Source organism: Erwinia sp. PPS120, from assembly GCF_047918655.1.
Classification (GTDB): Bacteria; Pseudomonadota; Gammaproteobacteria; order Enterobacterales; family Enterobacteriaceae; genus Erwinia; species Erwinia tasmaniensis_A.
Genome location: NZ_JBLREF010000032.1, coordinates 57,300 through 75,272, shown reverse-complemented (window position 1 = coordinate 75,272; position 17,973 = coordinate 57,300). Strand labels below are relative to the sequence as shown.

Sequence of the window (17,973 nt, the reverse complement as noted above, 5' to 3'; positions counted from 1 at the left end):
AGATGTGTATAAGAGACAGGATACAGGCCCTGCGCCAGCTCTGCCCGAAGCTCTCCGCCCGTAAGCAGCGCGAGCTGATGGACGTGATTCAGGTCATGGCCAGGCCTAAGAAGCGGAGCGCTGACTGACCTGACAGATAAAAAAATCCCAGCCGATAAGGGCTGGGATTGAAACTTCAAAAAAATTAGCGAATATCGAATATCCAAAAAACCAGTCCCATGGGGATACCCAGCAGGCTGATTTTTAAAATCGTAACGATCTCTGCTTTTCCAAAAGGGAAAGGTTTATCAAAATCCCAAATAAGCCATCCTTTTAAAAGATAGGAAAAAGCTCCTAACATAATTAATGCTACACACATTAAGAAGCAAATAAAAAACAATGTCCATATAGGTTTTTTAGGGCTATTTAGTTTCATTTTTTCCCTCAGATATAGTTTTTAAAACATCTCCGGTTAATCCTGAAACAAAAGTATCTCCTAAATTACCCATGATTGATGGTACAGAGCTTTGCGGCGCTGATTTTGTTATTGTCCAGACTCCCGTTGGTACCCATTCATATTGCTTTGATACCGGATTAAGAACCTTATCCATTGGTACTTTGATAACGTTACCTATTGCATAACCAGCAGAAGCCCCCGCCTTACTCGCTAACGCCGCCATAAACAGATCGTCACCGCTAATTTCAGCCTGGTAATAACCACCTGCCGCATTCCATGCCATCGTCGGGTTATAGCCTTTACCGGCAGTAACCCCACCAGCTATTACCGACCCAATGACATCTGACAGTTTCACTTCACCTGTTGTGCCGTATTGAATACCCGCCCCCAAACCAGCACCAACACCCACCGCAATAAGCTGCTCTTTGGTGTTATTAGCATTACTAATGATCGCTTTTCCGCCCATTATCGCGACTGGCCAGGAAGTCGGATCCATAACTACATCCATAATCCGATCACCAGTCGTGATATTGTCTTGCAGGAATTTAAGATCCGTTCCGTTGAGATAATTTACCAGTGCGGCCGCTGTCGGATCTTTCAGCCTTTCATCCAGTCTGATTTGTGACGGATGAGCGTCATTCGCTACATTAGTGGCGCCCTGTATCAGTTCCTGCCAGCTCACACAGGCAACGCCACCACCGGTACAGGCTTCAACCAGTTCCTGACTGTTTTTATTGCTGATGTCGATATATTTCTCAGCCATTTTTCCACAGTCTCCACCGGAGGCTTTGCAGGCCTGCATTTCCTTATCCAGCTGGCGGGCTTCTTTTGAACTCAGATAATTATTCTCAACGGTCGTTTTACCAGCCTGAGCAGCGGCCACGGTATCCGCCGTGCTGTCACCAGTTAACCCGCCCGCCAGACCCGCCGCCAGTGCGGCATTGACCGCCGCGTGGGCCAGCACTTTACCCGCATCATCCAGTCCGCTGCTGCCGATGACGTTAGCAATATAGGGAGCTGAACCACCTGCGACAGCCTTCGCAAGGTCACCACCTGCCAGTCCCTGCACCGCAGCGGTGGCGGCCTGGATGGCCCGCTGTACCTTACCGCCGGTGCCGAAGTCGCTCTCGTTAAATGCCTTGTTATGGAAGTTCTGCCAGGTCTGGTCGCTGATGTCCTTCTCTGTCGGTTCTTTGCCCGGATTGGCTTTCCGCCACTCTGCCTCTGCCGTTTTCATCTGCTCCGGCGAGACGTCCTTCATCTTCTCATTCGCGGCTTTTGTCGCCACTATCTGGCCCTGCGTCCTTGCAATATCTCCAACCTGAACCCCTATCTCCCCTATCAGCTGGGCCTCTTTCAGCCGGTTCTGCTCTTTTTCGAGATCGAAGATGGGACTCAGCGTCTTGTTCGCATGCTCAACATCACGGCTCAGCTCATCCGGCTGGCTGAGGAGTGAGTGACGAGTAAAAAGATCCCGGCTCATGTTTGGCCGGGATCTTTGGTCTATCTGGCTGGTGATTTTTTATCCTTTCGCTCTTGTAGTCTGGCTTTTATCCAGAGGCCACTCCCTAGAATAATTCCACCGGGTATTGCCTTACGCAGCGCATAAATCGACTCTTGTAAGAAATCAAAATAGAACTCATTGCCATTTTTAAAGTAGAAAATAAAAGCAATACTTAAACTCAATAAAAAAATTATTAAAAAAATCGCAGCCATCCAATAAAGAATGAGAAAAATAAACAATGGGAGACCAATTTTTTTGAATCTCATTATTTTTTTCCTTCGTGTTGATCTAGCTGATCTTTAACTTTATTACCAGCCACTTCAGATGTAAGGGAACCGATAGCAGCTTCAGCTACGTCAGAAGCCATTTCTTTAACCACTGGCTTCATTACTTCTAATGCAACTTTTCCCGCTACACCTCCAGCCACACTACCAAAACCTGCGCCAAGAGTAGAATTCGTCGGATCTTCACCTTTAATTCCGCTCACTATCGCAGCACCGCCCATATTGATCCCGGCTGATGCGCCGATGCCTTTGCCTGTTGTCGCCGCTGCTGTCACGCCCGCCATAATCATATCGACATAACTAAACGGATCATTTCCGCTGAGCTGAACACCGGCATTAACCCCCATACCAATAGCCGCATTGAGCGCCATACCTTCTTTTATCGTCGTACCCAGCACGTTGCTGCCAAATATCAGCGGCGTATCGCCAATGCTGGCATTCGATTTATGGTAGCCCCAGGTATTCATTATTTTCTGAGCGCTGGCCATCGCCTCAGAGTCAGGATTACGTTTGATATAATCCTGGCCTGACAGCAGCCCTTTAACCAGTTCCTGCGACACCGCCGGGCCGTATTCCGTCTCCATCTCAGACGCATACACCCGCAGATAACCCGCCAACTCGGCCCGTTCGTTACTGTTCATCTGCGAAGGGTCTCTGGTGAATTTATCCACCAGGGCATCACTGCGCTTATCGGCGTTCTCCAGCTTAATCAGCTCATTCGCCGCCGCCAGCGATTTGTCACCCTGTTTGATTTTCTCCACGGCTTTGTCGAGTTTGTCGGAAGAGGTTGCACCAAGGAGGTTGTTGGTCACGGTAGTTTTTCCCGCCTGTGCAGCGGCCACAACATCTGCCGTGCCGTTCCCGGTCAACCCGCCCGCCAGACCCGCCGCCAGTGTTGCCAGCGCGCTCACCGTCTGTTTCTCGGTTTCAGACAGTTCGCTCACCGGTTTTCCGTAGGCATTCAGGGCGATCATCCCGGCCATTTCAGCCGTGGCTGCACCCGCTGCGCCGACCAGCGCATTATTGCCCTGGGCCGCTGCCAGTGCCGCATTGACCGCCGCGTGAGCCAGCACCTTACCTGCATCATCCAGTCCGCTGCTGCCGATAACGTTCGCGATATACGGTGCGGAACCTCCGGCCAGTGCTTTTGCCAGGTCGCCACCTGCCAGACCCTGCACCGCAGCTGTGGCGGCCTGGATGGCCTGCTGTATTTTACCGCCGGTGCCGAACCCGCTTTCGCTGAATGCCTGGTTATAGAAGTTGTTGTAGACCTGTTTGCTGACATCCTCGTCGCTGTACTGCTTCGTCGGGTCCTGCTTTTTCAGGTCAGCCAGCGCTTTGTCGCGGTCGCTTTGGGTGGCACCGGACATCTTCTCATTCGCGGCTTTTGTGGCCTCGATCTGACCCTGGGTTCTGGCTATATCACCAACCTGTGAGCCGATTTCTCCCAGTAACTGCGCCTCCCTCAGCCGGTTCTGCTCCTTCTCCTTATCAAAGATTTCCGCCAGCCCCGGATTCGCATGCTCAACATCACGGCTCAGTCCGGCCACATCCTGCTTCTGCCTGTCGCCGTCGCGCACGATTATCGCGCCCGCGCTCACCGCCGCTTTTGTGGTCGAACCGGCGCTGTCCGATCCATTTACTCCGCTCAGCATGCTGTTCGCCAGATTTCCCAGAAACTGCCCGCCCGCGTTGCCGCCGGTGCTGATACTCGCGCTCTGATGCTCCACCGCGTATTCGGCGCTGTTGTGAATGTCGCGCCAGCCCAGCGTGCCGGTATCCAGTCTGTTTCTTTCCGCCGCGGCCGTCGAGGTGATAACCGCGCCGTCAAGCTGCGTGTGCTGCCCGACGGTCACGTCAACGCCGCCGCTGCCCGCGAATATCCCCGTCTGCTCCTGCACCGATGTCCAGCTGCTGTGCATTTTGTCCCGGCTCATGTTCACCGAGCCGGAACCGCCCGCCATGCTGACGGTGGCACCCGCGCTGGCGCTGGTCTGTTTGCTGTCGTAATTATCCGTGTCCTGTTCGCTTCGCAGCGTCAGGTTGCGCCCGACGTCGGCCGTTACCCGTTCACCGCTCACCTGCGCCCCGGCGAGCGTCGCGTCGCGCCCGCTGACGATGCTGACCCGGTTGCCGGCATCCACCGTGGTTTCATTGTGCGTGGTGCCGTTGCCCGACTCCCGGCCTTTCCCTTTGTTTACGCTGGCGCTCACCGACAGCCCGCTGGCCCCGCTGCCAACGTTTATCCCCACGCCCACCGAACTGCCGTGGCTCTCGTTTTTCCCCTCAAGCCGGCTGCTGTTTTCAGCCGACAGCAGATTCACATCCCGCGCGGCGCTCAGCAGCGTATCATGCCCCGCTTTCAGCTGGCTGCCCTGCACGCTGAGGTCGCCTTCCGTCGCGCGCAGGGTCAGGGTGCTGCCTGCCGTCAGGGTGCTGCCACGGCTCTGGCTGGTGGTCTGCGTCTGCGTGGAGATCGACGACTGACTGCCATATGACAGATTCACCCCGATGACACTGCCCTCCGGCCCGCCTTCTGCCTGGTTGAGCGCCACGCCCTGATAAGCCTGCACCCCGGTCAGCGCCGCCTTCACCCCTTGCAGGGCCGCAAGACGTCCGCTGTCGCTCCCCTTCACCTGACCTGCCGTCTGCACCGCACTGTTTATCGCGCTGCCCACCGTACCTGACAGCGCCAGCATGAAACCGGATGTCTTCTGCTCCACCTCATGTGTCTGACGGCGGCTCTCCGCGGCGGCGATCACATCCACGTTTTTTCCCGTCAACAGCATATCGCCGCCCGCAATAACCTCTGAGCCGTTGATCTTAAGGTCGTTACCGGCGCGGAGCATGACATTTCCCTTCACCGCGCCGACGGTACTGCCCTGCTGCGTCACGCTCTGCATGGTGTCGGTCACCTTCAGGCTTTGCTTTCCGTAGCTCACCCCCGCGCCGCCGGTGCTGGAAAGCCCTGACTTCGTCTCGTGACGCTGATGACTTTCTGAACGATGCGTATCCTCTGTAGTAATCATCAGGTCGTTACCGGCCCAGAGCGTGACGTCGCTCTCTGCCACGACGTGGCTGCCTGCCACCCGCAAATTATCCCCCGCCTGCATCTGCACGCTGTCGCCGCTGAACAGCGCGCTTTTTGCCGTCTCGCTGTTCACCACATCGTGCGTGGTAAGCGTCTTCTTCGAGAGAAGTCGCTGCTGGTGTATTTATGCTTCGACTCGAATTCGCTGCTTTCCGTGGCTGTGGTGATATGAATGTCGCGGTCCGCGCCCACCGTAAGGCTGCCGCCTGCGGTTCCCGTGGCGGCCTGCGCGTTCACGTCCCGCGCCGCTGTCATCAGCACGCTGCCTCCGCCGGTAATTTCGCTGCCGGTCTGCTGCGTAACGGACTGCTTCAGCCAGTTGTCCTTATCCCAGACGAGGTGGTCGCTCGCCGATGTGGTGACGGTATTATGGTTCAGGTCGCGGCCCGCGTTCAGTAGTGTGCGGCTCTCATTACCGCTGTTCACCACCTGCGCTCCGGTCAGGGTGATGTCTCGCCCCGCTGACAGCGAGAGTTTGCCGTCGTCGCCCTGCACGTAGATGCCGGCTACGCGCTCAATGGTGGTGCGCTCAAAGTTGTTATTCTCTGCGAGACACATCATAAGCCAGAGGCAGGTATACCCACAACTAAATCAAGGCGTTATACCGTGGGTTATATCCGGGATCATATTAAGCATCAGCCGTCACCGTCGATCACGCTACGGTGCCACTGGATGGGGGATTTGGGGTTTGAGACAGGGAAGAAGGTCGAGGTGCTGTGTGAGCGGGGTGAGCTGATCATCCGGCTGGCTGAGAAGTGATCGACAGGTAAAAAGATCCCGGCGCTGTGTGGCCGGGATCGCTATTTACTGCGGATCGGATGGAGGGGATTTGCGGGCTTTACGTTCGTCTATTTTGGCGAAGATCCACGAACCAGCTCCCCCCGAAACGCCTATGATAGAACTTCCAACAAAAATATTGAGAAGCCATTGACGATCCAAAGTAGTTTTTCCGTCAAAAATAAAATCAATTAATATTCCAGCCAGCAATAAAAAAATGAACGAACATACAGCCAGGTAAATTATTCCTAGGAATAATTTTATCAGCGTAACTTCATGTTTATTATTATTTTTCATTCTGCTGAGTGTCCTTATTATTAATTTTATCCTTAACCCTATTGCTGATAATTTCACCACCAATTGAGCCAGTCGCGTCCCCAATAAACCCTGAGGATGGGCCAAAGATTGGTCCGAGTAAATCAGGTGCATATTTCCCAACGGCACCACCGATCAGCCCCCCGGCAACAGCACCGCTAACAGAACCAGCGTCAGCCCCATCAGTAAACACCGCGCCACCTGCCGCAATACCCACATTTGGCAATACGCCACGTCCTGGAGCCAGCGCCCCGGTTACAGCCGCAGAAGCACTCCCCCAGTAGTCCCATGTTTTTTGCTGATATACTGGCAGGCTCTGATTCTTCTCGCTGTTAATGTCGAACCACTGATAAGTGCCGTTGGCTATTTCCGCTATCGTGGCACCACCTACAACTTTAGCCAGGCTTGCCGCCGGGCCTAAATACCACGCACCGGCAATCAGCACGCCATCTTTATAGCCGTCAACAATGACTTTGGTAATATTCGCACCTTCCGGTAAATCGCCTTTCACATTCTTGCTCAGTGCCGCGTTAATTTCTTTCGAAGTTGCGCCAGCTTCAGCCATTGAGGTTGCCAGCGTTGAGGCTGCACCACCGTAGCTGTTCAGCCCCGATGGTAGGTTAAACATGTCGTTGTTCTCGGACGTGTTCTTGCCTGCCTGTGCCCCTGCCACGGCTGAAGCCGCACTGTCTCCGGCCAGCCCGCCCGCCAGTCCACTTGCCAGCGTGCTCGGGGCTGATATGGTCTGCTTCTGCGTTTCATCCAGTTTGCTGTAATCATCCGTGCCATACAGCGTTTTCGCTATCACGGAAGTCGCGGCAGATGCGGTTGCCGCGGCAGCAGCCCCGGCCAGCGCTGAGTTGCCTGATGCCTGCGCCACTACCGCACCCACCACCGCGTGGGCCATCGCCTGCGCTTCCGGGTTACCTTCGGTCAGTTTATGGATTTGCTCCGCCAGGTAAGGGCTTGCCGCGCCGCAGATGGCCTGACCGATATTTCCACCCGCCAGACCCTGTACCGCCGCCGTGGCCGCCTGGATACCCTGCTGGATGGCGCTGCCGGTGCCCCATTGCTGCTGAGCGGTTTTGTAGCCGGGCGTTTCCATCAGGGCTTTATCATACGCGGCCCGTTCTTCCTTCGTGGCATTTGCACCCGGCTCTTTAACACCTTTCGCGGCCAGCTCTGCCTTACCGGCTTTCGTTGCTTCTGTCTGACCCTGCGTCCGCGCGATATCCGCCGCCTGACTCCCGATTTCCCCTATCAGCTGCGCCTCCCTCAGCCGGTTCTGCTCTTTCTCCTTATCAAAGATTTCCGCCAGCCCCGGATTCGCATGCTCAACATCACGGCTCAGTCCTTAGATGTGATACGCAGACTGGCAATTGCGCTCGCTGTCAGCGCCGATATGCTGGTATTTGATGAGCAGGAGCGCGGCCCTGATGAGCAGCTTCGCTACCAGTTCGAGACCATTTCACGTATGCCTCAGTATGAACAGGACGTGATCCGGGAACTGCTGGATGCGATGATTATCAAGAACCAGGTCGCAGGAGCGATGGCCCGCATGGCTCAGGGAGCAGCTAAAGAAGAGAGTTAATACGAGCGCGGGCTGAAGGTGCGCTAACACCGACAACCCGCTGACCACAACTAACTGTTAGGGAGTTAATTATGGCTGAGACACATCATAAGCCAGAGGCCCACACGCCCACAACAACAAGGGCTTATACCGTGGGTTATGTCAGTGACGCTAAGTACCAGCCCATGCCCGCTGTCACCCTGAAGGGCCACTGGCTGAAGGAGATGGGGTTTGATACCGGGACGGCGCTGGCGGTGAAGATCTTACCGGGCTGCCTGATACTGGCCGCGCAGGAGCCGCAGCCGGAACCGCCCGCAGAGCCGGAGGTGGTGACCACCCTGAAGCGGGCCTGTAAGAAGCTCTCTGACCGTAAGCAGCGGGAGATCGCGGCGTTTATCGAGCTGGTTGCCGCGCCGCAGAGGCGGCTAAGAAGCGGCGGTAACTGACTGGTTATAAAGTAAAATCCCAGCCGAGAGGGCTGGGATTTTGATGGTCAGTAAAAGTCAGGCTCTATTTGGCCTTCAGCTTTCAGGATCTCAAGGAAGCGGTTATAGGCAATATCATCCCTCTCTAATATGTCATCCAGTAACTTTTCTTTTATTAAAGCCCAATGCTGAATGCTCTTGGCATTATTTTCAAAATATATTGCATTGAAAGTTATTTCTGGATCAATTATAGATACCTGACTTGCTCTATATGCAAGCAAACCACCATAGTTTTTGGGAAGCCCATAAAAATATGTCTCATCGCCAAACCAATAAATAGCAAAGACATTTATGATAGTCCCATCCGACTCTTTTATTTTCATTTAATCTGCCCCTTAATATTCTCGATCACATCAGTTGGATTAGAGCTAACCCTCTGAGGAGTATCAATTTTTATATCGTAGGCCTTACCCGTAGTAGAGTTATACTGATAATGGATAGTGATTGATTCACCCTTAGAATTTTTCTGGACTACCTGCATTTTTTGGAACCCTGCACTTGCAGGAAAACGAGGGTCATTATTCATACCGAGCAACTTTTCACCTGCTGCCGGATTTTCCTGCACCTGTTTCCAAACTATTTGTTCATTCAGATCCCTTGGTATTGCTGATTGTTTACCCGGTTTGACCGTCGATATTTTTTCCGCAGCACTAATCAGGATTTTGTTATCAATAACCTTCGCAGCTTTTCCGACAAGTGATAGCACTTTTTCTGCCGGGATCGACGTCAGCAGCGCCAGCGCATAATCCTTCGCATCTTCTGCCGTCAGAAGTGCCATTACCGTGTCTGAACCGGGGTTATTTTCCAGGATCGCTTTAATAATGTTGGCACTTTCAGGCAGGTCGCCTTTCACCATCCGGGCCAGATCAGCCTGTACCTGTTCCGGCGGCAGATTTTTCTCCTGGGCATACTGTGCGTAGGACTGAACCGACTGTCCGTAGTCCATCATTCCTTTGCCGAAGCCATCCAGACCACTCAGCGTATTATTCTCAACTGCCGCTGCCGTCGAGCCGATCACCGCACCGTTAAGCTGGGTATGCTCGCCCACGGTGACTGTAAAGCCGCCGCTGCCGGCAAAGATGCCCGTCTGATCGGTGACCGACTCCCAGCGACTGTTCATGCTCTCCTGAGAAACGTTAACGCTGGCCGAGCCGCCGCCTGCCCCCGCACTGCCACTTGCGCTGGCGCTTTGCTGCTTCGCGTCGTAGTGGTTTTTGTCCTGCTCGCTGGTCAGCGTCAGGTTACGACCGACCTCCAGCGTCACCGTTCTCCCCGCCACCTGCGCGCCGGTCAGCGTCGTATCCCGCCCGCTGATAAGGGTCACCTGATTACCCGCGTTAATCTGGCTTTCGGCATGGCTCAGGGCGTCGGAGTTTTCATGCCCTTTCGTGCTGTTAACGCTCCCCGAGACGCTGAAGCCCGATCCTCCCGTCCCCACACCGAAGCCGACGCCAACCGACCCACCTTTGCTGCTGTTTTTACTGCGCGTACTTTCCTGCTCTGCGGCCGACAGCAGGTTAATATCGCGATTCGCCGACAGCAGCAGCTCATGCCCCGCCTGAAGCTGGCTGCCCTGCACCCGGATATCCCCGTCAGCGCCGGACACTCCGCTGCCGCTGGCGGTGATGCTCAGGTTATGACCCGCCGTCAGGCTGCTGCCACGCTGGGTGGTTTGCTCATGGCGACTCTCCGAGGTCGATGACTGGCTCCCCCAGGAGAGATTCGCCCCCACCGTGTTGCCGTTCGCCGGATCGCTGCCTTTCGCCGCATCCATCTGCAGGGCCTGCCCGGCACTGATGCCGTTTAGCCCCGCCTGCACGCCCTGCAGGGCCGCCAGTCGCCCACTGCTTTCGCTGGCCTGCTTCGCCGTGGTGACCGCCGTGTTCAGGGCGCTGCCCGCCGTGCCGGAGAGGGCCAGCGTCAGCCCGGAGCTTTTCTGCTCGGTGGTCTGCTTCTGTGACCGCTGGTTTTCTGCCGCCTCAATATTCACCTCCTTCGCGCTCAGCCGCATATCCTGTCCGGCCAGCAGGTCAGAACCGCCGATCAGCAGGACGTTGCCCGCCGTCAGGCTCAGGTTACCGTCCACGCTGCCTGCCGTCGCCGCCGCGCTGGTGCGGCTGCTGAGGGTGTCGGTGGTCTTCACGCTCTGTTTACCGTAGCTGACGCCAATTCCACCGGTGCCGGAGAAGCCAGTTTTTTTCTCCTCGTGGATCTGTCGCACCTCATGCTGTTCGTCCACGCTGGTCAGGCTAAGGTTGTTACCGGCATGGAGCAGCACGTCCTGCGTGCCCACTACGCTGCTGCCCTGCACCTGCAAATCGTGCCCCGCCAGCATCGTGACGCTGTGGCCGTCAAGCTGGCTGGCTACCGCCGTCCGGTCGCTGAAGCTGTTGTGATCTACCGTTGTCTTACTGGACAAAAACCCGCTGCTGGTCGATTTGGTATACTGATCGAAGCTCTCCGTCGCCGTGCCGCTGTGGATACTCAGGTCATTACCCGCCTGTACGGCTAGCGCCTGGTTTGCTGATACCCTTGCCGCCGTCATGCTGAGGTCATTCCCCGCCAGCAGGGTCACCTCGCCGCCCCCCTGGATCAGTGTGCCCACCTCCCGGCTCTGCGCCTGACGCAGGGTGTCATCGTTACCCCAGCTCAGGTTGTCCCGGCTGGCGGTCTCAACGCTGGTCAGGCTCAGATTATTCCCTGCCGTCACCGTGGCCCGACTATTGTCGCCGCTGGCGGCGACAATAGCCGCCTTAAGATCCACGTCGCGCCCGGCCTGAATGTCGAGTAAACCTGCGTTATTGGTGACCGTAAAGCTGCCCGTCTGGTTGATCGCCGTGCGGCCGGAATCGGCGTTAAGGCTGTCGGTGCTGCGGGTTGTGGTCGTGATGCTGATATCCCGCTCCGCTATCGCCGTCAGCCTGTCACCGCCCTGTACGTGGCCGCCGGTATTGGTAATATCCGTTTGCGCCTGTAGCCAGACATCCTGCCCGCTGAGAGTACCGCCCAGGTTGTTGATGTTATCCGCCAGGATCTGCATGCTCTTCTGCGCGCTAACCGCTCCACGGTTGGTCAGGTCGCCACTGAGCGCCAGCTGCACATTTTTACCCGCCAGCAGCGCCCCGCTGCCGTCAATGTCGCCGGGCCTGACCAGACTGTATACCTGCGGGACCAGCACCTGCTGCATCGTGCCGTCCGGCAGCTGTACGGGTCGGGCGACCATCCAGACGATATCGCTGGTCAGCTCACTCATCTGCTTCGCCGTCAGGGCAATGCCCGGCGTCAGATTATGTTTCCTGCCAAAGTCGATGCCATTGTTCATCAGCGCTTTATACTGATCTTCGTCGTTCTGCTGACCGGCCAGATAGCGCTGGCCGGTCAGGGCGACGATCTGCTCGCGGATCAGCCGCTGCTCGTACCAGCCGTCGCCGAGCCGCTTGTGAACGTTAGCCGGATCGGTTTTAAACGCCTGCAACATCCAGTCCGAGCTAAGCCACGCCTTTTCGCCGATAAAGCGTGGGTCGGTTTCAATCAGCCAGGCGCTGTCGCTTTCCGGGCGCATATGGAACAGGCTGCTGTCAGGCAGGCGGGTATCGGGGCCGGTAGTGCGTACTATGCTGTCCACCCCCTCGCGGGAGACCTCAAGAATTTTGCCGAACGAGAGGTCGTCTGACCCCGCGATCGGTGCGATGCTGACCGTGCTGGTTCCCGACGGGTTGCCGCTAAGGTGGCTCTCCGGTTGATTATCCGGCGTCAGGCCGCTGCCCTCACCCGTGATATTGCCGCTGATGTTACCGGGGCGCAGGGCAATATCCTGAATCACTACCGCAGGTTCCCACGCTTTTGTTACTACCCGCGGTGAATCGCCGCCGCTCTGTTGCTTACGGGTGTAGCGCCGGGTCACGCCCTCCTCTTTTATCTGGCGGGCGGCGACTGGTTCAATGTTATCCAGCTGCGCCGCCGTTATCGCCAGCGTACCGCCTGCGATAATCTGACTTTTGTCGTTAAGCAGCCGGTCAGCCCCGACGGTCATACTGCCACCGGCAATAATTTTCCCCGGATCGCTCTGCGCGATGCGGTCTTCGGTGATGGTGCGCGTGTAGTCGTAGTGGGTAAACTTATCGCCGTCGGTAGTATGGCAAATCACGCCCCGGATGCAGATAATCCAGGTTTCGTCCTTATACATACTGATATCGTAGTCATTGACGTTATAGCGCACGCCATTATTCAGGCGGTCCACCTGGTATTCAGAAACCTGCTCCTGCGAGACCAGCACGTTTTCAGTACGAAAGTGGTCATTGTAATTATTGATGCTGGCGACATTCAGCGTCATATCCCCCGCTGACTCAAGGGTGGCGCTGTGATTGTTGAGCGTACCGCCCTGTCCGACAGCCCGGTAATCGTCGCTGAGCGTGCCGCCCAGGGCCAGGCTACCGCCGCTGTAGATCAGCGCGTGCTCGCGGTTATTCAGCGTGCCAACGCCCAGATCCAGCTGCTGCCTGGCCGCCAGCGTGGCGGCATGACCTGACGCGGCGAGGTTATTCAGCGTCCCGGCCTTTATCGCCAGCCAGTCACCGTAGATCCGCCCGGTGGCAATGTTATTCAGGATCTCTGCGCTCAGGCGCGTAGAGATGCCGTTGAGCAGGCCGTAGTTGATAAGCGTAGTGGCGATCTCCGCCTGTAACGGCCCGGCAGCTATCTCCCCGGTGCCGCTGTTAAGCAGCGAACTGGCCCGGAGCGCGAGGGTGCCCCCCGCCTGCATCAGGCCGAGATTAGTGAGCTGGCCCGCCGTGGTCAGCGAGAGCGCCCCCGCCGCTTCCAGGGATCCGCTGTTGATAAAGTCCCGGCTGAGGCTGAGCGACATATTGCCCAGCGACAGCAGACGCCCCTCCCCGCTCAGCCACTCACTTCGCAGGCTCAGCCCCTGTCCGGCTTCGATATCCCCTGCCCTGTTGCTCAGCGTGGCAGCGCTGAGTGAGGCATTTTTAACCGAGGAGATCAGCCCACTGCTGTTATTCAGCCTGTCGGTGAGCGTTAGCGTCAGATCCTCATCGGCCAGCACTTCACCCTGGTGATTATCCAGCTGCTCCGCGGTGACCCGCAGCGTGGCGGCCTGCAGCCCGAGGGTACGATCGCTGCGTCGGGTATCCTGATTCACAACCTGTGCGGCGCTAAGCAGCAGCGTCTGTGCGCTGTGGATAAGCCCCCGGGTATTATTGATTACCGCATCCTTTGCGCTGAGCACCATGTCGCCCAGCGACTGAATGCGCCCCTGCTGGTTAGTCAGCCCGGCGGAGGTCAGCCGCAGGCTGCCTTTGCTGATAATCTGCCCCTGATCGCTGTTGTCCAGCGCATGGCTGCTCAGCATCAGTTCGCTGCCCGCGGCCAGCGTGCCCTGCTGGTTATTAATATCACCAGCCTGGAGTGCAAGGCCGGTATGCGCACTGATAACGCCCGCCCGGTTAACCAGCGCCTGCCCGCTGGTATGCCAGTGCAGGTAAGTGCCGGACTGGAGGGTCCCGCTGCGGTTGTCCCAGCGCCCGGTCTCCAGCCGCGCATGACCGCCGCTGAGGATCAGGCCGCTGCGATTGTCGCCCGCGCCGCTGCGTAGCGACAGGGCACCCGCACTGAGGATGCCGCCCTGCGCCCCGCTGTCGCGGTTCAGCAGCAGGCCGCCGTGGGTATCCACCTTGAGGCTGCCGCCGCTGTGGATCAGTCCGCCGGAATTATCCAGCGATCCGTTCAGGTTGAAGGTCATCTCACCGCTGCCGGTCTGGATAACCGAGCCGCCGCGGCCGGAGAGGCTGCCTGCATTTACGGTGATGTGCCGGGCCTGGGTGGAAGCCTGGTCAAGCGTCAGCGTGCCGCCTTCCAGCAGCAGGGCGCCATTACTCATCAGGCTGCCCTGCGTGCCCGCCAGCGCTGCCGCGCTGACGCGGAGCTGTCCCTCACCCGCATGGATTATCCGGCCCTGGCTGTTGATCAGGCTGGCGGTGCTGAGCGTCAGGTTTGCGCCATTGCTGGCGATGCTGCCCCCGGCGTTATTAATGCCCGCCTGGTGCGCCAGCGTCAGGTCTGCCTGGCCCAGCTGCTGCAACGTTCCCTGCTGGTTAGAGAGCTGGTACGCCGTCAGGCTGAGTCGGTCAGCGGCCAGGCTGCCGCCATCATTGTTTAGCTGCCCCCGGGTATTCAGGCTGAGGGCCTGCGTGGCAGAGATAACCGCGCGGGCGGTGCTGATATCGCCGGAGGAAGCGGTGACGGCAATATCGCGGCCCGCCGTCCGGCTGTCACTGAGATCCACCGAGGCACCCTGAACGCTGAGCTGCTCCGCCGCCAGCAGCTGTCCCTGGGCGCGTAATGCGCCGCTGCTGCTGAGGGTCAGGCTGCCGGCAGGTTTAGGCTGCCCGCGATCGTCAACACCCGCGGCAAAGACGCTTTTGCGGCTGGCCTCAATGGCAGCGGCCTGTACGTGGATCTGCTGTCCGCTGGCGATAGTGCCGCTGTGCGTCAGCCGCCCCGCGACGGAGAGGGCAGAACTTTCTCTGGCATAGAGCGTCCCGCTATTACTGAGGTCGCCCCGCGTAGCCACATCAAGACGGTTCGCGCTGCTGATGCTCCCGCTGTTAGCAATATGGCCGTCGGCGGTGATCGCCACGCTACCCGCCGAGGTGCCGATATGCCCGGCATTGCGTACGCCAACGCCACCTTCGGTGCCGATCAGGCGAATTTTACCGGCGTACATGCCGCCCAGTTGCGCAACGTCAAGGGCAAACTGCGGCTTCGCCTCACCCTCACCGGCCATTGCGCTGACGATCTGGTGCGCGGCGTCAATATGATTGCGGCCGGTCGTCACCTTCAGCTCCCTGGCCTGGATCACGGCATTGATATGCACCGCCCGGGCGATCAGGTCGGTGCTGTCCTGCTGGCTGCTGTCCATTCCCTGGCCCTGAACGGTGATCGTGCCCTGGCTGACATCATACCCGGCGATCTGGCCGTTGCTGAGCCGCGCCTGGCCGGTGGTGAGCGTGGCCCGGCTGGCATTAATAAAGCCGCAGCCGTTACAGCTGATCCCGGCGGGGCTGGCAATCACCACCTGCGCACGCTGCCCGGCCACTTCGATATAGCCGTTAAGCCGGCTCGGATCGCGTGAGTTAACCTCGTTGAGGATCACCCGCGCCTCACCTTGCGCCAGCCACGGATTGCCCGCGACCCTGCCGCCCAGCGCCGTTTGTGCCGCCGTACGCGAGTTATTCAGGATGACGCCTTTTTGATCCACGTCGAACTGGCTGTACTGATTGCGTGACACGCCCGCCGCGCTGGGTGTCTGAATATTGACCTGCGGCGTGCCATTGGCGCTGTTGATCACCGTCGGGCGCTGACCACCCGGTGCGCCAGCGTCAGCAACCACCCCTGCCGATGCGGGCATGATCGCGCCCGTCGCCAGCAGTAGCGCAAAGCCCAGCGAAGAGAGCGCGGGGGCAAAAAGTTCCCTGGCGCGAGTCACACTGCGACGGCAGCTCCGTCGGCCCCGGCCCGCCGGGAGGATATCGGCCACTACCACAAGCATACTGCGGGCCTGACTGAAAATAACGCGAAAGCAGCGCGTGTTCATGATGATGTCCTTATCAGTAGAGCTAAGGTGCTAAGCGGTCAGTACGCGTCGGGTACGATGCGCTCAGTAATTCCAGCTCAGGTTGAAGCCGAAGCTTGCGCCGCTGGTGTGGTATCCCGCGGGTTTTGCCAACGGCACCCCGGCAAAGAGGTCATAGCCGGTATTCAGGGCGCTACCGCGCAGCCCGACGGCGCCACCGGCCAGATGTCGGCCCTGCAGATCGCTGCCCCGGCTGCCGGTTTCACCGTAGTCCACCGCCAGATAGAGCTTCTGCGCCGGGACGGGCGTTGCCCAACCAATATCGTTACGTACCGTCCAGCCGCTGTCGGCGCTTAGCGAGCGTTCACCATCAAAACCCCGTACCGTCCAGCGGCTGCCAATAGAGAAGCGGTCCTGCGGGGTCAGCGGCGTGCTGCTCATCTGGCGCAGATACTGGCTGGTAAAGCTGAAGCGCTGCGCGGACAGCGTAAAAGGCACGGAAAACTGGCCGTTTAGCTGCAGAATTTTCGCCAGCGCGGTGCCTTCCCCCCAGGCTTCGGAAGGTGCCGGAATGGCGCCAAACCAGCGCGTTCCGCGCTGATAGCTGATGCCCGCATCCAGCGTCGCGGCACCGATGTAGTGGCGATGCTGCAAACCCAGTCGCCACGCGGAGGTATGGCTGCGCTGGACGCCGATTTCGGTGTCATCAAGGTAGCTGCGCGTCTGGCGGGTGAGCAGATCCCAGCTGAAGGTGGTTTTTTGACTGCCGGTGCGGTGCAGAACACGGCTGAGCTGGCCGTTCAGGCTCTGGCTAACCCCGCTGTAGCGCACATCGGCGTAGCGTCCTGCCACCGTCTGAAGATAGCGGTATTTGCTGGCGGTCATCCCCAGCTGCCAGTAGCCAAACGGCACGGAGTAGTGGCCGGTCAGGTTTTTACTGTTTTTATCGGCGCCGCGCGCCAGGTCATGGCTGACCGATACATAGAACAGATCGCTGAGCGACAGCGGATTGTCCAGATAGAAGGTCACTCCACCCTGGATGCGTCCGGTGCTGGTCGCACCCGCATCATCAAGAGAGGCGCCCAGCCGCCACATTTTGCGCTGCTGCCAGTCTATGCTGACGTCGCTCTCGCCGGGTTTAGCGCCGGGTGACAGCGACATCTCTGCCGTCACCGTGGGAAGACGCTGGAGATTTTCCAGTCCCTGCTCGACGTCGCGCAAATCGAACAGCGTTCCCACGCGCGTCGGCAGCGCGGTCCACAGGTTAACGTAGCGCCCGCTTTGCGGCGTCAGGCTGACGGCACTGGCCTTGCCGGCAAACAGCTGGAGGGTAAGCGACCCCTGAGTCAGATCCTGCGCGGGCGCCAGCACCCGGCTGGTGACATAACCGCGATCGATAAGCAGATTTTGCAGGGCGCTCATTAGCAGGTTGATACCCTGCGCGCCGAGACAGCGGCCGCTGGCCTGATTTGCCAGGCGCTGGAGCGGGAGCCAGTGGGGAAAGTCCTCTTTCCCCTTTAGCAGGATCCGCTGAAGTGGGAAGCAGGGATTTTCATCGGGGAAGTGCAGCCGTGAGCTGCCCGTAGCGGGCGGCGAAAGACGTACGTCAGGCGTGGCGGGTTGAAGCTGCTTTTCGAGCGCCCTCTGCCGCTCCTGCTGGTGAATAATGGCTTCAGATTCGGGCGCGGCAATGGCCACACTGCTAAAAAATAACGCCTGCGCACTCAGCAAGGCTGCCGGGCGGCAACCCTGCAAAAAATCCCTTTTCATCCTTCACTTCCCTGTTAGCTAAAAGTCCGTCAAAGTCCGTCACTGGCGTTAATTAATCCTTAATCAAGCCGTTTTCGTGCGGCATTCTATTTGGCGCCCGTTCAATATTCAATCATTAATGTCATAAAATGAGACGGGTTTATCATAGTG

14 protein-coding genes are annotated in these 17,973 nt (G+C 58.0%); 4 read left to right on the top strand and 10 right to left on the bottom strand.

Translation table 11 applies throughout. The features are described from left to right. Nucleotides 1-2: 2 nt before the first annotated feature. Nucleotides 3-128: a hypothetical protein gene (locus ACLRGG_RS21465; RefSeq protein WP_503827131.1), complete on the top strand. Its 126-nt coding sequence runs from the start codon at nucleotides 3-5 to the stop codon at nucleotides 126-128. 56 nt (nucleotides 129-184) lie between these two features. Here the strand turns inward: ACLRGG_RS21465 and ACLRGG_RS15615 are convergent, their stop codons facing one another. Genes ACLRGG_RS15615 through ACLRGG_RS15595 form a run of 5 tightly spaced genes read right to left on the bottom strand, consistent with a single transcriptional unit; the run spans nucleotide 185 to nucleotide 5,876 of the window. Beyond that, a complete protein-coding gene (locus tag ACLRGG_RS15615; protein WP_416250632.1) occupies nucleotides 185-415 on the bottom strand; it encodes a hypothetical protein in 231 nt (76 codons plus the stop codon). Continuing rightward, nucleotides 402-1,919, bottom strand: coding sequence for a VENN motif pre-toxin domain-containing protein (locus tag ACLRGG_RS15610; RefSeq protein WP_503827130.1), 1,518 nt, complete (start codon nucleotides 1,917-1,919; stop codon nucleotides 402-404). Before ACLRGG_RS15610 ends, ACLRGG_RS15615 begins: the two co-directional genes overlap by 14 nt. 20 nt (nucleotides 1,920-1,939) lie before the next feature. Then, nucleotides 1,940-2,206 carry a hypothetical protein gene (locus ACLRGG_RS15605; RefSeq protein WP_416250631.1) on the bottom strand — a complete coding sequence of 89 codons (267 nt, stop codon included), beginning with the start codon at nucleotides 2,204-2,206 and terminating at the stop codon, nucleotides 1,940-1,942. Next, a complete protein-coding gene (locus ACLRGG_RS15600; protein ID WP_416250630.1) occupies nucleotides 2,206-5,388 on the bottom strand; it encodes a hemagglutinin repeat-containing protein in 3,183 nt (1,060 codons plus the stop codon). The genes ACLRGG_RS15605 and ACLRGG_RS15600 overlap by 1 nt, the downstream gene beginning before the upstream one ends. Beyond that, nucleotides 5,385-5,876 carry a hemagglutinin repeat-containing protein gene (locus ACLRGG_RS15595; protein ID WP_416250629.1) on the bottom strand — a complete coding sequence of 164 codons (492 nt, stop codon included), beginning with the start codon at nucleotides 5,874-5,876 and terminating at the stop codon, nucleotides 5,385-5,387. The genes ACLRGG_RS15600 and ACLRGG_RS15595 overlap by 4 nt, the downstream gene beginning before the upstream one ends. Before the next feature lie 45 nt (nucleotides 5,877-5,921). Between ACLRGG_RS15595 and ACLRGG_RS15590 the strand changes: the two genes are divergently transcribed. Continuing rightward, a complete protein-coding gene (locus ACLRGG_RS15590; RefSeq protein ID WP_416250628.1) occupies nucleotides 5,922-6,074 on the top strand; it encodes a SymE family type I addiction module toxin in 153 nt (50 codons plus the stop codon). A 45-nt stretch (nucleotides 6,075-6,119) separates the two neighbouring features. Here the strand turns inward: ACLRGG_RS15590 and ACLRGG_RS15585 are convergent, their stop codons facing one another. Then, on the bottom strand, nucleotides 6,120-6,389 hold the full coding sequence (locus tag ACLRGG_RS15585) for a hypothetical protein (RefSeq protein WP_416250627.1): 270 nt from the start codon (nucleotides 6,387-6,389) through the stop codon (nucleotides 6,120-6,122). Then, a complete protein-coding gene (locus ACLRGG_RS15580) occupies nucleotides 6,379-7,512 on the bottom strand; it encodes a VENN motif pre-toxin domain-containing protein (protein ID WP_416250626.1) in 1,134 nt (377 codons plus the stop codon). Before ACLRGG_RS15580 ends, ACLRGG_RS15585 begins: the two co-directional genes overlap by 11 nt. Between ACLRGG_RS15580 and ACLRGG_RS15575 the strand changes: the two genes are divergently transcribed. Both ACLRGG_RS15575 and ACLRGG_RS15570 read left to right on the top strand, forming a co-directional pair. Next, entirely contained in the window at nucleotides 7,477-7,998 is a 522-nt protein-coding gene (locus ACLRGG_RS15575) for a hypothetical protein (RefSeq protein ID WP_416250625.1), read from the top strand. The two genes, ACLRGG_RS15580 and ACLRGG_RS15575, sit on opposite strands and share 36 nt — an antisense overlap. 71 nt (nucleotides 7,999-8,069) lie before the next feature. Continuing rightward, a complete protein-coding gene (locus ACLRGG_RS15570; RefSeq protein WP_416250624.1) occupies nucleotides 8,070-8,423 on the top strand; it encodes a SymE family type I addiction module toxin in 354 nt (117 codons plus the stop codon). 47 nt (nucleotides 8,424-8,470) lie between these two features. On the opposite strand, the gene ACLRGG_RS15565 is transcribed toward ACLRGG_RS15570, so the two are convergent. The 3 genes from ACLRGG_RS15565 to ACLRGG_RS15555 form a co-directional block, all read right to left on the bottom strand. Next, on the bottom strand, nucleotides 8,471-8,785 hold the full coding sequence (locus ACLRGG_RS15565) for a hypothetical protein (protein WP_416250623.1): 315 nt from the start codon (nucleotides 8,783-8,785) through the stop codon (nucleotides 8,471-8,473). Beyond that, nucleotides 8,782-16,074, bottom strand: coding sequence for a hemagglutinin repeat-containing protein (locus ACLRGG_RS15560; protein WP_416250622.1), 7,293 nt, complete (start codon nucleotides 16,072-16,074; stop codon nucleotides 8,782-8,784). The genes ACLRGG_RS15565 and ACLRGG_RS15560 overlap by 4 nt, the downstream gene beginning before the upstream one ends. A 63-nt stretch (nucleotides 16,075-16,137) precedes the next feature. Continuing rightward, nucleotides 16,138-17,823 carry a ShlB/FhaC/HecB family hemolysin secretion/activation protein gene (locus ACLRGG_RS15555; protein WP_416250621.1) on the bottom strand — a complete coding sequence of 562 codons (1,686 nt, stop codon included), beginning with the start codon at nucleotides 17,821-17,823 and terminating at the stop codon, nucleotides 16,138-16,140. Nucleotides 17,824-17,973: the final 150 nt, after the last annotated feature.

Bases quoted from the DNA above. Each gene is read 5' to 3' on its own strand.
- ACLRGG_RS15570 (WP_416250624.1), top strand. From the start codon at position 8,070: ATGGCTGAGACACATCATAAGCCAGAGGCCCACACGCCCACAACAACA.
- ACLRGG_RS15580 (WP_416250626.1), bottom strand. From the start codon at position 7,512: ATGGAAACGCCCGGCTACAAAACCGCTCAGCAGCAATGGGGCACCGGC.
- ACLRGG_RS15610 (WP_503827130.1), bottom strand. From the start codon at position 1,919: ATGAGCCGGGATCTTTTTACTCGTCACTCACTCCTCAGCCAGCCGGAT.
- ACLRGG_RS15560 (WP_416250622.1), bottom strand. From the start codon at position 16,074: ATGAACACGCGCTGCTTTCGCGTTATTTTCAGTCAGGCCCGCAGTATG.
- ACLRGG_RS15615 (WP_416250632.1), bottom strand. From the start codon at position 415: ATGAAACTAAATAGCCCTAAAAAACCTATATGGACATTGTTTTTTATT.
- ACLRGG_RS15605 (WP_416250631.1), bottom strand. From the start codon at position 2,206: ATGAGATTCAAAAAAATTGGTCTCCCATTGTTTATTTTTCTCATTCTT.
- ACLRGG_RS15585 (WP_416250627.1), bottom strand. From the start codon at position 6,389: ATGAAAAATAATAATAAACATGAAGTTACGCTGATAAAATTATTCCTA.
- ACLRGG_RS15565 (WP_416250623.1), bottom strand. From the start codon at position 8,785: ATGAAAATAAAAGAGTCGGATGGGACTATCATAAATGTCTTTGCTATT.
- ACLRGG_RS15595 (WP_416250629.1), bottom strand. From the start codon at position 5,876: ATGATGTGTCTCGCAGAGAATAACAACTTTGAGCGCACCACCATTGAG.
- ACLRGG_RS15555 (WP_416250621.1), bottom strand. From the start codon at position 17,823: ATGAAAAGGGATTTTTTGCAGGGTTGCCGCCCGGCAGCCTTGCTGAGT.
- ACLRGG_RS21465 (WP_503827131.1), top strand. From the start codon at position 3: ATGTGTATAAGAGACAGGATACAGGCCCTGCGCCAGCTCTGCCCGAAG.